Below are 15,774 nucleotides of genomic sequence, written 5' to 3' on the forward strand. Positions count from 1 at the left end.
CAGGAGGCTTGCTGTTTCATTTTCAGAAGGAGAATAGGTCCCCATGACACTCAAAAAAAGAATCTTTTTATTGTTCTTTCTCAGTGCGTTTATCCCCTTTATCAGCATATTTGCGATTTCTTATTATACGATTGACTCCATTTTCGCAAATAAGATCGATGATGGCATTCGCAGCAATTTACAGCAGGTGACATCTTCATTGGAGAATTCCATCACCAATCTAAATCACGTTACTCAGCAATTATCTTACGGTGGTACTGTAGGCAAAAGGTTGGATGAATTTTTGAATCCGTCCTCCGATATCTTCGAATTAATCGAGGCCAGGGACGAATTAAAGAGCGAGTTAAGTGTGGTCACGTTTACCAATCCGAATATCGGATTGACCTTATATTATTTCCAGAAAGAAGGCACTACGCAGTTCGGCAACTTTCCGATTAAGGATCATTTTTCTCCTGAATCTTTGCCAGTGCTCTTCCAAACTTATGGCATTAAGTATTATGGTCCCCATATCAGCATGAACCGGTTTGATGACCAACTCGTTCTGTCTGCCATGCGAAAAGTACAACTGCCCAAAAGGGACGACGTGTACATATACGTAGAATCCGGATTTCGCCTTACACAGGATATCTTGGGTTACAATCAATACAACGGAGCATTATCTCATCTCATTCTGGATGGTACAGGAAACATTGTGTACAGTGAAATACCGGAGGCCATGAAGGTCGGGGAGAATTTCTCCAGCTTAACGGTCGATCCTGCCAAGGACGGAATATCCCGTGGGTATCACTGGTTCAAGGAGGATTCCTCACAGAAATGGAGCGTTGTATCTGTCATTTCGCAGGCTCAATATCAACAGGAGAAAAACCAGTGGTTGCTTCAAATATTGCTGGTCGCTTTATTTTTCCTCGGCTTTACCGTGTTTCTTGCTTGGCTTCTGTGGAAGATGGTCTACAAACCTCTCGGTCTGTTCCATTCGGAAATCAACGGGATGTCCAAAAATCCACAAATGACAGGGAGCCGAGCTCGCACTCAAATTCCAGAATTTGATTTTCTGCTCAGTGAATTTTCGAATATGCAACATCAAATTGGTGACCTCTTCAGGGAAGTGCAGCAGAAAGAGAAGATTCGTGCAGACCTGGAAGTGGAAAAGCTGCTCTATCAGATCAACCCGCACTTTCTAATGAATACGCTAGATACAGTGCACTGGCTGGCCGTCATGAACGGACAAGGGGAGATCGACAAGCTGGTGCAATCATTGAATAAGCTACTCTATTACAATCTGGGCAAATTAGGACAAGTATCCACAATGGAAGAGGAGATTGATGCGCTAAGACAGTATCTGATTTTGCAGCAAATTCGCTATGATTTTGAATTTGACGTCCGCATTACTGCAGATGAGCAAGTGCTTCAAATTCCTGTGCCCCGCTTTATTCTGCAACCGCTGGTTGAAAATTCGCTATATCATGGATTGAGTGACGAAGGTTTTATTCAAATTGAAGTGACATGCACTGCAACGCTGAACATTATGATCCAAGACAATGGAGCAGGTATGACTGAAGAAACCATTCATAATCTGCTGAACAATCGTGAAGCTGAACAACAAAAAGTTGGGATGGGCATCGGACTCAATTACGTTCACCGCATGTTGAAGGCACAGTACGGGGACCAAGCACAGCTGGTGATCGAGAGTGAATTGGGAACAGGGACAAGCATACTGCTTGTATTGCCTATTAAAGGAGAAGATATCTCGTCATGATTAAGGTATTGATTGTAGATGATGATAAGTTGGTACGCAAAGGCATTAGCTCTGCGATGCCATGGAACGAGTTCAATATGGAGGTTGTAGGAGAGGCCAGCAACGGGGCGAAAGCACTGGATTTCCTGAAAACCCAACCGGTCGATCTGATGCTGACGGATCTTGCAATGCCCGTTATGTCAGGGATTGAACTGATGCGAGCTGCGAGTCAGCTCTATCCAGAACTTCATATCGTTGTGTTAACACTGCATCAGGATTTCGATTATATCCAGGAAGCGCTTAGACTCGGAGCCATCGACTATATAGCCAAAGTCCAGCTGGAGAAAGAGCAATTCGAACATGTTCTGCAACGGATACATACCCGAATTAGCGGGTTGACAAACACGATAAGAAAGATGCCTTCGCAGAATGAATTGAATGTCTATTATCAAAATGTGTATGCCCTTGTGTCACAGGATCGCAAATCAGAGCATCAATGGCCAATGGAGATAACTGCACATGAAGATGAGATACGGTGGGAGGTTGAGCGTAATAGCTGCATGTGGGCTGCACCCCTGTCGAGGGAGGATCAACTATTTCATCAATTGAAGGAGTTCCTGCATCAAGTTCCCCATAGTACGTTGTTGGTTTTGTCTGATGTACAAGAGCGAACGTGGTCGCAAATCAAAAACTGGATTATAAATTATACAGAGACGTCTTTATTCTATGCTTACAACCCCAATAACCAAGTCATTACCGTTTCGATGAATGAGGAAAACACATGTTCAAAAGAACCGCAGGATGAGGACCTTGACCGGATTAAGCAAAGTTGGTTCCAGACACCATGGACCCACCACCACAGTTACTATAACCAACTCATTGACCAGTTTATATCCTTACGATTACATAAAGGTCAGTTGATGGGATTGCTGTACTCGATCGTGATGGAATGGAACCACCTTTTTGCTCAAACTACGCTTGGAAAAATCTCGATGATCCATTCTTTCGAGTCTTGGTACGAGGTTGAAGAATGGATCAAACAGACTGCTGTAAGCATTCGAAAGGCTGATGAACAGACTTCGTATTCACAGGAAATCATCGATGCCGTGAAAAAAGCAGTGATGATTGTGCAGCATGATTTGGAACAGGCCTATACAGCTTCAGGTCTCTCCCAACAACTCAATATCAGCCGAAGTTATTTCAGTCAATGTTTCAAAGATCTGATGGGAAAAACCTTTAATGAGTACTCCCGGTTCATCCGGGTAGAGAAGTCCAAGGAGTATTTGCTCAATACAAACAACACAATTTTCTGGATTGCGGAACGAGTGGGTTATACGGATGAAAAATATTTCAGCCGGATTTTCCGCGAACTGACAGGTCTTCTGCCAAGCGAATATCGGCAGCTAGGTAGAGGGAATAAATAGCCGACAGCTTCCTGTTTTGGGAGCTGCCGGCTTTTGTTTTTGATGAAGAGCGGGGGGAGTTAGACAAATGTAGATCAATAGGTAGGGTAAATGCTCACAAGTTAACCATACTTCATCATACAGACTGAAAACTGTACACATTTCTCTATCCAAACGGACGTGTAATCCCTATCCCGATAGGACTTCACTTCATTTTATAATGAAAGCGCAAACAAATATTGAACATCAGAATAAAGGGGAATCGAACTAGATGAGAACAAAATGGTCTATGAAAAGCAACCGGTTGACGAAGCGTCTCGCCGTGCTGTCCATGTCTGCCTTTATGGTTGCAACCCTCGCGGCATGTGGAGACTCTTCCACTCCTCCTACTGCAGAGGAAGCAGGCAAATATGAGGTAACACCGGGAGATCCGTTCAGTGCTTATAAAGACGAAATTACAGTAACCATGGGACGGGTAACCACAGCCAACCCAAAACTGCCGGCTGGTGATACCTATGAGAACAACGCATATACTCGGCTGGTCAAAGACACATTTAACGCTCAGATTACAGATCAATTTGAAGCCAATGGCGAAGATTATAGCCGTCAAGTTTCGCTCGCTATCGCATCCGGGGAATTGCCTGATATGATGCGCGTTGATTCCAAAGATGAACTGAAAGAACTTGTGGATAATGACCTGATTGAGGATCTGACGGCCATTTATGATCAATATGCCACGGATAACATCAAGCAGATGTACGATTCCTATGATGGACGTGCTTTAGAAAATGCAACGATTGATGGACGTTTGATGGGACTTCCGGCGACTTCTCTGGATTCCGCACCAACGATGGTTTGGGTCCGTCAAGATTGGCTGGATCTGCTGGGGATTCAACTTGATGCAGATGGTGACGGCGCCATTTCACTGGATGAAGTGGAGAAGACCACACAGGAATTCCTGAAAAGAGATCCTGGCCAATCCGGGAACCCGGTAGGTATTCCATTTGTGAACACGATGAATACAACAGATTATAATGGCTCTGCTTATACGATGCTGGGTGTGGCCTCAACCGAGGGAGCCTTCCCGCAATATTGGATGAATGGTGAAGACGGCCAAATCGTATACGGTTCCACAACAGAAGAAACGAAGCAGATGCTGGGCATCATGGCCGATTGGTTCAAGAATGGGATCATTGACCCGCAATTTGGAACTCGCACGTTTGACGATATTACCGCACTCTACGCCAATGGCCAAAGCGGCATCGCCTTTGGACCGTGGCATATCCCTGACTGGGGACTGATCAGTGCAAAACAGATGGATAAAAACGCGAAATTCTCGGCTTATACACTGGAGGATGCAGACGGCAAGGTCAACGTAGCGCATGCCAATCCATCCAATCAGTTTATCGTGGTAAGAAAGGGATATGAACACCCTGAACTGGCCGTTAAGATTCTTAACCTGTTCTACGATAAACTGGCCAATGATAAAGATGCCGCAACAACCATGCCGGAAGCTGCCAAGTATCAGGAGACCGGGGTAGACGGATCTACGAGACCGTTTAATATCGAAGTCAATTCGGCTACATCGCTACTGGATGATTACTCTGACGTTGTTCGCGGGATTAAAGGAGAGATCAGCCTGGATGAGGTTCGCACAACCGAATCGAAGAACAATATCGGAAGCATCAAAACCTATTTGAGCGACATGGATACGGATGATGTGACTGCTTGGTCCAAATATCATTCGCGGATCAACGGAGTGGGACTGATCGACAAACTGACACAGGAAAACAAATTTGTATGGATGACACCTGCTTTCTCTGGTACTACACCAAGCATGAAACAGACGTGGGCCAATCTGACGAAGTTGGAGCAGGAGTCGTTTATCAAAATCATAACGGGTTCAGAACCGCTTGATTACTTCGATACATTCGTCAGCAACTGGAAGAAACAGGGTGGTGATCAAGTCATTCAGGAAATTCAAGACGAGATCGCATCGAAACAATAATATTCATGAACAGTAGCAGGGCTGCGATACGCAGCCTTTCTTCAACGAAAGGGGTTCATCCATGAAACAGGGGAATTTGAAAGCGAGAGGGCGGCTCGGCCCAGGTGCCATGTACCATATGATGATGCTGCCGGGCATTTTGTTTTTGCTTGTATTCAGCTATATCCCAATGGTCGGCGTCATCACAGCTTTTCAGGACTATGTACCGGCGAAGGGGATGTTCGGCTCCGAATTTGTAGGGCTGAAGCATTTTATGTATATGTTTAAGCTGCCGGATATCGCGCAGGTCGTAAGCAATACGCTGGTGATTGCGATTGGCAAGATTTTGCTTGGAACGATGATGGCCATCATTTTTTCCGTTTTATTAAATGAAATTCGTATCAAATACGTTAAAAAATCTGTGCAGACGATTGTTTATCTGCCGCACTTTCTATCCTGGGTTGTACTCGCATCCGTCGTTGTCAACATGTTCAGTTTGGACGGCATTGTGAACCAAATGCTCGCGTTCTTTGGCCTGGAGAATATTAATTTCCTTGGCAGCAACACCTGGTTCCAGCCACTGATTATAGGTACAGACGTATGGAAAGAGTTTGGCTACAGCTCTATCGTCTATTTGGCGGCGATTACGTCGATTGATCCCGGTCTATATGAAGCGGCAGGAATGGATGGAGCCAGTTGGTGGAGAAAAGTATGGCATATTACATTGCCAGGCATGCTGCCTATTATTCTGCTCATGGGCGTAATGAGCCTGACCAACATTTTGAGCGCCGGTTTCGATCAAGTCTATAATCTGTATAACCCGGTTGTCTATGAGTCAGGCGACATTCTGGATACTTATGTCTATCGGATCGGTCTCGTTGGACGACAGTATAGCTTCGGTACGGCAGTTGGCTTGTTCAAGTCCGTCATCGGTATTGTTTTGCTCATGTCTGCCAACCAGTTGGCCAAAAAATATACGGACCGAAAAATATTCTAAGGAGGCCAAACCTGTGTCCTATTCTGCAAACTTAAAAGATCGAATTGGCCGGTTTGCCATCTATGCCATCGTCATCATGCTGGCATTGGTCTGCCTTCTTCCGTTATGGAATATCGTCGCCATTTCATTCAGCAGCAGCGAGGCAGTATCCGCGAACGCAGTAGGTCTCGTTCCAGTTAATTTCACAACAGCAGCGTATACCAAAATTATTGATGATGCACAGTTCTGGCGTTCCTTTGGCATATCTGTTCTACGTGTCGCGCTTACTCTTGTGCTTAACATGATTCTGATTATTTTGATGGCTTATCCGCTATCCAAATCGAAGAGGGATTTCAAAGGCAGAAACATTTATATGAATATCATGATTTTTGCCATGTTGTTTAGCGGAGGCATGATTCCGAGTTACCTGCTGATCAAAAACCTGGACATGCTGAATACGATATGGGCACTTGTTCTGCCAGGCGCTGTCCCCATATTCAGTGTCATCCTCGTGATGAATTTCTTCTCCGCTGTACCTAAAGCGCTTGAAGAGGCAGCATTCATCGATGGAGCAAATCCCATTCAGGTCTTGTTCAAAGTGTATGTCCCTGTGTCCATTCCTGCGCTGGCGACAGTCGCCTTGTTCAGTATCGTGGGTACATGGAATGACTTCTTCAGTGGTTTGATCTATATGACCAAAGTTAGCAACTACCCGCTAATGACCTATATTCAGTCCCTTAACGTGAATATTGCCGATTTGCTTCAAGCCGGCACGAATTCCAGCGAACTCAGTAATCTGACTGAAATATCGAACAAAAACCTGAATGCAGCCAAAATCGTAGTCGCTGTTATCCCGCTATTGCTGATTTATCCCTTGCTGCAAAAATACTTTGTGACGGGCATTGTCGTAGGATCGGTCAAAGAATAACATTAGAGAGGTTGAATGGAACATGGAAAATAAAAAATGGTGGAAAGAAACCGTTGTATATCAGATATATCCACGCAGCTTTCAAGATCGAAACGGGGATGGCATCGGAGACTTGAAGGGCATTGTGTCACGATTGGATTATTTGCAGCAACTCGGCATCGGTGCGATCTGGCTATCACCCGTTTGCAAGTCTCCTCAAGATGATTACGGATATGATATTTCAGATTATCAGGACATTGATCCGATGTTTGGGTCTTTGGAAGATATGGAAACGTTAATTCAGGAGGCCGGGAAACGAGACATTCGAATCATTATGGATTTGGTGTTGAACCATACATCGGATGAACACCCCTGGTTTCTAGAAGCCAAAAAAGGTAAAGACAATCCGTACCATGACTACTACATCTGGAGAGATGGCGTTGATGGAACGCCCCCAAACGACTTGGGGTCCACCTTCGGTGGTTCAGCCTGGAAATGGGTGCCTGAGATCGGGCAATATTATTTACATCTGTTTTCCGTAAAACAGCCAGATCTCAACTGGGAAAACCCCAAAGTCCGGCAGGAAATATACAACATGATCAACTGGTGGATCGACAAGGGTGTGGGTGGTTTTCGCCTTGACGTGATCGACTTAATCGGTAAAGAACCGGATTTGAAGATTACGGGAAACGGACCTAATTTGCATCAATATATCAGGGAACTGAGCAAGGAGACGTTTCAAAAAGCGGAAGACCTGCTAACGGTTGGAGAAACATGGGGCGCCACTCCGGAAATCGCCAAACTGTACAGTAATCCAGACGGAAGTGAGTTTTCAATGGTCTTCCAATTTGAACACATCAGCTTGGATGAACAAGAAGGCAAAGGAAAGTGGGATCTTAAACCTTTGGATGTGATGGCATTAAAAAAAGTGCTGTCCAAGTGGCAGACGGAGCTCAAGGGTGATGCCTGGAACAGTCTATTCTGGAACAACCATGACTTGCCACGTATCGTATCTCGTTGGGGAAATGATGGAGAATTCAGAGTTGAATCGGCTAAAATGTTGGCTACCCTTCTTCATGGCATGCAAGGTACGCCTTACATATATCAGGGTGAAGAGCTGGGTATGACGAATGTTCAATATGCGATCGAGGATTATCGGGATATTGAATTGCTCAACTTTTATAAGGAAAGAATGGAGAAAGGTTATCCCGAACAAAGCGTGATGGAGTCGATCTACGCCAAGGGCCGCGATAACGCACGCACACCTATGCAATGGGATACTTCGGATAACTCGGGTTTTACACAAGGGGAACCCTGGATTAAGGTGAATCCAAATTATAAGCATATCCATGCCGAGGAAAGTTTGAATAACCCTGAATCCATATTCCATTATTACCGGAAGTTAATCCAACTCAGAAAAGATCATGAAGTCATTGTATATGGTGATTATGAGCTGATCTTTCCAGAGAACCCAGACGTGTTTGCATATACCCGAACGTTAAATGGTACGACAATTCTTGTGGTATGCAATTTCCAAGGATATACGACTGAACTTCCGCTTCAGGAGCAATTAACAGGTTCTCATCAGCTTTTGGTAGCTAACTATACAGGTGAACTCTCGGAGAGCAAATTACGTCCATATGAAGCAAGAATGTACCTTATTCATAATTAAATCATAATACGTTATATAATGTTCAGTTCTCAAGAAAGAAGGATTATATTCAATGAAAAGAGTATGGTGGAAAGAAGCAGTAGCTTATCAAATCTATCCGAGAAGTTTTATGGATTCCAACGGAGATGGGGTTGGTGACATCAAGGGGATCATATCTAAACTGGATTATATTCAAGATCTCGGTATTGATCTGATATGGATCTGCCCAATGTATAAGTCACCTAACGACGATAATGGGTATGACATCAGCGATTACTGTTCCATTATGGATGAATTCGGCACGATGGCGGACTTTGATCAATTACTGTATGAAGTGCATCACCGCGGCATGAAACTCATCATGGACTTGGTGATCAATCATACAAGTGACGAACATCCGTGGTTTATTGAATCCAGAGCTTCGCTGGATAACCCCAAACGGGATTGGTACATCTGGAGAGATGCGAAGAATGGAGACGAACCGAATAACTGGGAGAGCATCTTTGGCGGTTCTGCATGGGAATATGATGAAGTCTCCGGACAGTACTATCTCCATCTGTTCTCCAAGAAACAACCAGACTTGAATTGGGCAAATCAGGAAGTTCGGAAATCCATATATGAAATGATGAATTGGTGGCTGGATAAAGGGATTGATGGTTTTCGTGTGGATGCAATCAGCCATATTCACAAAGAAGAGGGCCTCTTGGACATGCCAATCCGAGAAGGCGTCAAGTACATCTCCTCTTTTGAAAAGCATATGAATGTCAAGGGAATCCAGAGTTATCTGCAAGAAATGAAAGAGAATACATTATCCAGATATGACGTCGTGACTGTTGGGGAAGCGAATGGAGTTAAGGTGGAGGACCAAGAAGATCTGCTGGATTGGATCTGTGAAGTCAGAGGGAAATTTAATATGGTCTTTCAATTCGAACACCTGGACCTTTGGAAAAACAGTACAGACAGGCAACTGGATGTTCCCAAATTGAAAAACGTCTTGACCAAGTGGCAAAAATCACTGGAAGGCGTAGGCTGGAATGCTTTATTTATTGAAAATCACGATCAGCCTCGTAAAGTTTCATCTTGGGGAAATGATACGGAGTATTGGTATGAAAGTGCCACAGCACTTGGAGCCATGTACTTTTTCATGCAAGGAACCCCTTTCATATATCAGGGGCAAGAGATAGGCATGACAAACGTGGCTTACCCTTCGATAGAGGATTATAACGACATAGCCGATCGGAATTTATATCAGATCAAACGCGAAGAGGGCATGTCGCATGAGGAGATCATGAACATCATCTGGGCTTCGAGTCGCGATAACTCCAGAACACCGATGCAGTGGTCTTCGGCCAAAGAGGCCGGGTTTACCAGTGGTACACCATGGCTGAAGGTGAATGACAATTACATCCATATTAATGTAGAGAAACAACTCCAGGAACCACGTTCTATTCTTCAATTTTATAAACAAATGATTCAGCTGCGAAAAGAGCACGATACGTTGACTTATGGTATTTATGAGCTTCATATGCCGGATCATCCGAGTGTATATGCATATACACGTACACTGGCAGATCAACAGGTGCTGGTAGTAATCAATCTTTCTGAACACATGGTGGAGCTTGAGGAAGATGAGCTTGGCCTCGACTTCTCAGAGATCTGGCTTACCAACTATGAGAATGGCATGCTGCCACTGATGTTGCGACCGTTTGAAACCATTGTTGGATTAAGCAATAAAGTAAAGTAGGATACGTAAAAGGAAAAAGGCGTCTATATCATTCAGAAAATGATATAGACGCCTTTTATTGCTGTGTAACCACATGAAAATTAGCTGCGAATATTCGTTTTATTGATGGAGAACATCCGCGTATTCGGAAATACGTTCGAAACGTCCCTTGGCAAACGGACATAGAGGTAAAATCTTAATACCGTTTTCCCGCGCGTATTCCACCATAGCTTTGATAAGTTCATCGCCAAGCCCTTGTCCTCGGTAAGCATTTTCCACCAAAGTGTGATCGATTATGTATAGCTCTGGACTCGAGATTACATAGGTCATCACCGCAGCAATGTCACCGTTATCTTGAATAAGAAATCTTTTATTGGCAGGTTCATGTTCTACGTTATGCATGTTCATCCTCTTTCTTTGTTGAATATTCACCGTCCAGAAGCTTATACGTCAATGCTCCGCTTGGACATGTGTCAATATGCCGGGCAATGGCCTCCGAAGTGTCACCATCAGGATCAACCCAAGGACGCTTGCTTAAATCAAAAACAGCAGGAAGGCCCTTTACGCAAATACCGGAATGAATGCAGACTTCCGAATTAAACATAACCTCGATATCTTTACCATAATATAATTTCTCTTTAACCATAATGCATTCACATCTTTCACTGTTGAGTTTGAGTTTGTTTACAGATCGATATCCCAGGCATCCATGGTAAGTCATGTCTAGCAGGCACTTAATGTTCGAATTATAAATGAGGAATCGTTAATAAGTCAACGTGACATAGGACAAGAACACGGTCATTCTATGTGCTGATCAGAACCCTGAGTCCTACGAAAAATTAACGCTCCAAGAAAGTTACGTTTCCGGCGGCGATTCTAAATTGTCATCTAACAACACCCTTAATGAGATTGGGAAATTATTTAGTGACTTCGATCTGAAATTGATCGGAATATGATTTGAGGTTGCCTGCAAGACCAGCGAGTTCCCCGGAGATGTTCGACAGTTCGTTTGCCGATCGCTGCTGCTCCACAGCACTAGCCGTGACTTCTTCGGCCATGGCTGAAGTTTCCTCGGTTGCGGAAGCAATATAACTGAGATTCTGTTCCAACTCCTGACGAATAGAGTGCATGTCCATCGTCCGGCTGTCCAAACTCTGAGCCAACTCATGCACTTCGGTCGATAAGCGGCTAACCTGTCCAAATGCCTGGAGACAATCAGCGATTTGTTTCTCCTGTTCCTTAACAGCTACCATATTCGCATCAAAATGACTGCCCATCCGATGTATCTCTTGAACAAATGAACCCAGGATCTCATCAATCTCTTGGATCGAACGTTCGGATTGTTGAGCGAGCTGTCCCATTTCACCTGCAACGACTGCAAAGCCTTTACCCGCTTCTCCAGCTCGGGCAGCTTCAATTGAAGCATTCAGGGATAGTATTTGAGTTTGTTTTAAAATGTTGTGAATTTGACCGCTAATAGAGGAAGCGAGTTCGGATTGAGTCGTCAAAGACCTGGAAATATCCTGTTGATGCTCAACACGCTTGGCATTCTCTCGGCCCTTCTCAAGTAGAACCTCATGTTCACGTGTAACTTGTACTTGAACAGAAGATAGCTGCTCTGAAGTATAAGTAAACTGTTTCACATATGAACCTACTTCATCCATTATTTTGCCCAGATTCTCTGAATGCTGGACGGAGTGTTCTGTCTCTTCAGCCTGTTTCATTGAACCTATGGCAATTTCCTCAATCGCTCTGGAAAGTTCTTCGCTCTGACGCTGGTTCGTCTGAGCGGTTTCCGAAATATCTTTTGATGACTGCTGCAACGTATTTGATCCTTGCTGTATTCCCATCAGAATGTTCGTCAATTGGGCAACCATGATGTTAATCAAATCACTGATGTCACCGAGTTGATCATTGGTCATATGTGTGGATACGACTTTAAGATTCCCATCAGCAACCTGCTCGAGGCTTGACTTAATATCGCGAACTTGTCTGAGAATGCCTCTTACTACGAATAACATCATGACCAAAGAAAGAATCAGTACAACCACAAAAATCGGAATAATGGTCTGATAAGCATTATTCACGGATGTCGTGGAGACTTGATTCACTGCTCCAGCAGAAATATCAATGCCCAGATAACCAATAATCGTACCTTGCGAATCCTTGATTGGTGTAAAGGAGGACAGCAGCTGGCCCCAGGTTGGATCGTCTACAATACCTGTTGTGATGACTTCTCCGCGTAATAAGCGTTCCTGAATCTGGGGGTTGAATTCCATGGCAGTCCCGTAAGGGCTATATTCAGTATCGTCCCAATCCGCTCCATCCACAGTGTAGCTCCACCCGTCTGAAGTTTTGTTATACATATAAACATACAAGGCACCCGATTGAAGCCTAACTTTAACGAGTTCGTCTCTAAGACGTTTATATTCGCTGCTCTCCTCCGAAGCAGTAGAGGACAATGTCTTGATTAATTCAGATTCCTGGCCTAGTTGAGAGGCAGTATTCACGGCCAGCTGCTGATTGTTATGCTGCATGGTCATCAGTGACGCATTTTTACTGGAATCTATCGTGGTCCACATGATTAGACCGCCCATGGTCAGTAGTGGAACCAGAATGATCAAATACAGTTTGAACCTTAAATCCATCTTTTTTTTGCGAGTCTGTCTCACGTTCTGTTCCCCCTTGGATGTAATCAAAAAATATGGTTATTTGTATAACCCCATACTATTTATCGTAATATTGAAGGGGGAAATGAAGACTAACACTAAATTTGTATATACATATACGTTGGAGAATGTGATCATTTGTCGTGCCAGTGCACTCAAACCGAATGTAAAAGTTACGTTTTGCATCAAGAAAAAAAAGGCTCCACCAGCTTTATGCCAGTGGAGCACTTAATTTTTCTCTTAGACATTCTGTTCAATATACAAACCTACTCACGGATGTTTATTGCAGAAACGGTCGATATAATCAGAACATTGCCCCGGCTCATCTTCCATTACGAAATGACCAGCTTTGGGAATGACATGTAGGCAGGCATGGGGAATATCCTGGACAAGCCTCTTTGCGTACATAAGGGGCTGCCATTCGTCTTCTTCCCCCCATAAAATTTGAACGGGAACTTTCAGCTTGGGTAAATCTGTTCCATAGGATTCAGTATATTTTGCATTATAATGAGCTACCTGATGGGAGAAAAAAGAGGCTTTCCCTAATGAACCTGAATGGGGTTCCAGATACGCATCCAGTGTATCGCCAGTCATAAGCTCTTTATTATACACTGCCATGGGTAATTGTTTCTTTAGCATGGTATCAAAATCAGCACGGGGCATTTGTTCAACCTGTTCAAGCTGTTCTTCGATAATTTTCTTCCAGGTTGGTGAGGGCCACGAATCATAGCTGGGCATGTTGAGTAACGTAAGCGATTGTACACGCTCAGGCTGTTCCAAGGCTAGTTGGACTCCAACAATTCCACCTAGATCGTGGGCTGCAACATGTAAACGATCCATTCCGAGTTCGTCTAAAAGCTGATTAAAAAGCGTATATTGTGCTGCCACAGAAGTATCTGCTTCGAGTGGTCTTTCGGATGCTCCATATCCAAGAAGGTCATGAACGTAGACTTTGTACCCTTTTTGAACCAGGGAGGGTATTACTTTTCTCCATTCATAACTATAAGAGGGTGTTCCGTGAAGGAGCCATATGGGAGAGCCTTCTCCGTATTGTTCATAAGCGATTCGATATCCATTAATCAAGATGGATGACGTTGCTGCTGTTTGCATGGTGATTACTCCCTTCCATAAACGATTGAGATTAAAAATGAAATGGGCTCTTAATGAGCTACATAGAATATAAACGATTGCTTTCCATTAGTAAAATTGATAGTTTATATGTAAACGATCATTTTTAATGATGTTAAAAAGAAGGGAGCCAATGATGGAAATACGTCATTTGGTCACATTTATTACAATTGTGGAACACGAGGGATTTACCAAAGCTGCTGAGCATCTTGGATACGCGCAATCTACAATTACATTGCATATCAAGGCGTTGGAAGAGGAGATTAACTACCCTTTATTTGATCGAATTGGTAAGCGGGTTATTTTAACGGAGACCGGGAAAAAATTGTTGCCACATGCACAGAAAATGCTTGATCTGTATCATATGATTAAGGAAGTGACTGCTGCACAAGGGGAATTAACGGGTAATATCGTGATCAGTATTGGGGAAACGCTGTTGATTTATCGTTTTCCACCTATTATTGAGGAATTCAAAAAATTGCATCCCCGTGTCAATATCGAGTGGCACCAATTAGATTCCGTACATTATAAAGAGAATTTGATGCAAGGTAAAAGTGATATTTCCTTCATGTTGGGGACAGAGGTGCATGATCCCAATCTGTACAGTGAGAAATTGGCTGAGGAGCCCATGATGCTGTTGTACCCCAATTCATTTGAGCTACAACGCGACATTGTACGAAGCAATTTACTTTTTACCGAAAGAGGTTGCGGTTATCGCACATTGTTTGAACAATGCATTGAGGAGTATCAGATAGGGATTACTTCCAATATTGAATTCTGGAGTATTGAAGCTGTGAAACAGTCGATATTGAGCGGTATGGGTATATCTTTGTTACCTCGAATTACGGTAGAGAAGGAGCTGAAGGAAGAAAAACTTTCAGGTCAGCAGTACAAACAAAATCTAGCTACGCAGTTGCTGTATCCCAAAAACAAGTGGATCTCTCCCCAAGTAGAAGCATTTATTGAGATCGTTAGAAAGCATGCCTCCCTATGGTAAGAAATGATAAGAGTGTCTTCTGTTAATTTCCCGTTAAAATATTTCTTCCGCTTTAGACAAAAATGAAGAGACTATAGCTCATCGCTATAGTCTCTTTCTGCTGGTCATAAAAATTAATTTAAAAATTCGCCTTACTCATTTCAACTGTCCTTTATAGCCTACTACTGAACCGTTGGATTGCTTCCTCGGTCACCGGCGTGAAGAGATTAACCAGATTACCGTCAGGATCGCGAAACAGCACAGCACGATTCCCCCACGGCATTGTGGTAGGTTCCTTTACCCACTCATCGACAAACGGCTTCAAGCGCTCGTATTCCTCATCGACATCGTGGACGTGGAACTCAATAATGACTGAACGATTGTTGGCCGCCACAGCGGAACCAGCGCCAAACAGTTGCACCGTCTGGGAGTGGCCGATCGCTAGAGTGCACGATGGCATAACAAGTTCGGCAAAGATAGGTGCAGGGCGTTCTGCTGAAACACCCGTAATTTTCTCATAGAACTGAACGAGACGATCCACGTCATCAGTAATGATGCGCACAGAAGCAAAATTCACTAGATATCATCCTTCCTATAATAAGTAATACGATTGCTTACT

The 15,774-nt window shown here is 43.7% G+C and carries 13 protein-coding genes; 8 read left to right on the forward strand and 5 right to left on the reverse strand.

Annotated features, from left to right (window positions below; all coding sequences use genetic code 11):
* The first annotated feature begins 43 nt into the window (after nucleotides 1–43).
* The 7 genes from MHI12_RS15980 to MHI12_RS16010 all read left to right on the forward strand — a co-directional run bounded on the left by MHI12_RS15980 (nucleotide 44) and on the right by MHI12_RS16010 (nucleotide 10,403).
* Nucleotides 44–1,756: a histidine kinase gene (locus MHI12_RS15980; RefSeq protein ID WP_338586893.1), complete on the forward strand. Its 1,713-nt coding sequence runs from the start codon at nucleotides 44–46 to the stop codon at nucleotides 1,754–1,756.
* Complete coding sequence (locus MHI12_RS15985) at nucleotides 1,753–3,159, forward strand: response regulator (RefSeq protein WP_405169689.1); 1,407 nt, start codon at nucleotides 1,753–1,755, stop codon at nucleotides 3,157–3,159. Before MHI12_RS15980 ends, MHI12_RS15985 begins: the two co-directional genes overlap by 4 nt.
* Before the next feature lie 250 nt (nucleotides 3,160–3,409).
* Nucleotides 3,410–5,146, forward strand: a complete 1,737-nt coding sequence (locus MHI12_RS15990) for a sugar ABC transporter substrate-binding protein (RefSeq protein WP_405169690.1) — start codon at nucleotides 3,410–3,412, stop codon at nucleotides 5,144–5,146.
* A gap of 61 nt (nucleotides 5,147–5,207) precedes the next feature.
* Nucleotides 5,208–6,122, forward strand: a complete 915-nt coding sequence (locus MHI12_RS15995; RefSeq protein ID WP_405169691.1) for an ABC transporter permease — start codon at nucleotides 5,208–5,210, stop codon at nucleotides 6,120–6,122.
* A 13-nt stretch (nucleotides 6,123–6,135) separates the two neighbouring features.
* A complete protein-coding gene (locus tag MHI12_RS16000) occupies nucleotides 6,136–7,029 on the forward strand; it encodes a carbohydrate ABC transporter permease (RefSeq protein WP_405169692.1) in 894 nt (297 codons plus the stop codon).
* 22 nt (nucleotides 7,030–7,051) lie between these two features.
* Nucleotides 7,052–8,680 carry an alpha-glucosidase gene (locus tag MHI12_RS16005; protein ID WP_405169693.1) on the forward strand — a complete coding sequence of 543 codons (1,629 nt, stop codon included), beginning with the start codon at nucleotides 7,052–7,054 and terminating at the stop codon, nucleotides 8,678–8,680.
* Between the two features lie 52 nt (nucleotides 8,681–8,732).
* On the forward strand, nucleotides 8,733–10,403 hold the full coding sequence (locus tag MHI12_RS16010) for an alpha-glucosidase (RefSeq protein ID WP_405169694.1): 1,671 nt from the start codon (nucleotides 8,733–8,735) through the stop codon (nucleotides 10,401–10,403).
* Between the two features lie 99 nt (nucleotides 10,404–10,502).
* Here MHI12_RS16010 and MHI12_RS16015 read toward each other — a convergent pair whose 3' ends face one another.
* The 4 genes from MHI12_RS16015 to MHI12_RS16030 form a co-directional block, all read right to left on the reverse strand.
* Entirely contained in the window at nucleotides 10,503–10,784 is a 282-nt protein-coding gene (locus MHI12_RS16015) for a GNAT family N-acetyltransferase (RefSeq protein WP_036615433.1), read from the reverse strand.
* Entirely contained in the window at nucleotides 10,777–11,028 is a 252-nt protein-coding gene (locus MHI12_RS16020) for a (4Fe-4S)-binding protein (RefSeq protein ID WP_340982454.1), read from the reverse strand. The genes MHI12_RS16015 and MHI12_RS16020 overlap by 8 nt, the downstream gene beginning before the upstream one ends.
* A gap of 271 nt (nucleotides 11,029–11,299) precedes the next feature.
* The gene (locus MHI12_RS16025; protein WP_405169695.1) at nucleotides 11,300–13,054 is read right to left on the reverse strand and encodes a methyl-accepting chemotaxis protein; all 1,755 of its coding nucleotides are present in this window, start codon (nucleotides 13,052–13,054) and stop codon (nucleotides 11,300–11,302) included.
* A gap of 267 nt (nucleotides 13,055–13,321) precedes the next feature.
* Nucleotides 13,322–14,161, reverse strand: coding sequence for an alpha/beta fold hydrolase (locus tag MHI12_RS16030; protein ID WP_405169696.1), 840 nt, complete (start codon nucleotides 14,159–14,161; stop codon nucleotides 13,322–13,324).
* Between the two features lie 151 nt (nucleotides 14,162–14,312).
* Between MHI12_RS16030 and MHI12_RS16035 the strand changes: the two genes are divergently transcribed.
* Nucleotides 14,313–15,176: a LysR family transcriptional regulator gene (locus MHI12_RS16035; RefSeq protein ID WP_405169697.1), complete on the forward strand. Its 864-nt coding sequence runs from the start codon at nucleotides 14,313–14,315 to the stop codon at nucleotides 15,174–15,176.
* 151 nt (nucleotides 15,177–15,327) lie between these two features.
* Here the strand turns inward: MHI12_RS16035 and MHI12_RS16040 are convergent, their stop codons facing one another.
* A complete protein-coding gene (locus MHI12_RS16040) occupies nucleotides 15,328–15,732 on the reverse strand; it encodes a VOC family protein (protein ID WP_405169698.1) in 405 nt (134 codons plus the stop codon).
* Nucleotides 15,733–15,774: the final 42 nt, after the last annotated feature.

This window comes from Paenibacillus sp. FSL H8-0280 (assembly GCF_045040665.1).
Lineage (GTDB): Bacteria > Bacillota > Bacilli > Paenibacillales > Paenibacillaceae > Paenibacillus > Paenibacillus xylanexedens_A.

Excerpts from the sequence above, each read along its gene's own strand:
- MHI12_RS15980 (WP_338586893.1), top strand. The coding sequence starts at position 44 with ATGACACTCAAAAAAAGAATCTTTTTATTGTTCTTTCTCAGTGCGTTT.
- MHI12_RS15985 (WP_405169689.1), top strand. The coding sequence starts at position 1,753 with ATGATTAAGGTATTGATTGTAGATGATGATAAGTTGGTACGCAAAGGC.
- MHI12_RS15990 (WP_405169690.1), top strand. The coding sequence starts at position 3,410 with ATGAGAACAAAATGGTCTATGAAAAGCAACCGGTTGACGAAGCGTCTC.
- MHI12_RS15995 (WP_405169691.1), top strand. The coding sequence starts at position 5,208 with ATGAAACAGGGGAATTTGAAAGCGAGAGGGCGGCTCGGCCCAGGTGCC.
- MHI12_RS16005 (WP_405169693.1), top strand. The coding sequence starts at position 7,052 with ATGGAAAATAAAAAATGGTGGAAAGAAACCGTTGTATATCAGATATAT.
- MHI12_RS16010 (WP_405169694.1), top strand. The coding sequence starts at position 8,733 with ATGAAAAGAGTATGGTGGAAAGAAGCAGTAGCTTATCAAATCTATCCG.
- MHI12_RS16015 (WP_036615433.1), bottom strand. The coding sequence starts at position 10,784 with ATGCATAACGTAGAACATGAACCTGCCAATAAAAGATTTCTTATTCAA.
- MHI12_RS16020 (WP_340982454.1), bottom strand. The coding sequence starts at position 11,028 with ATGGTTAAAGAGAAATTATATTATGGTAAAGATATCGAGGTTATGTTT.
- MHI12_RS16030 (WP_405169696.1), bottom strand. The coding sequence starts at position 14,161 with ATGCAAACAGCAGCAACGTCATCCATCTTGATTAATGGATATCGAATC.
- MHI12_RS16035 (WP_405169697.1), top strand. The coding sequence starts at position 14,313 with ATGATGGAAATACGTCATTTGGTCACATTTATTACAATTGTGGAACAC.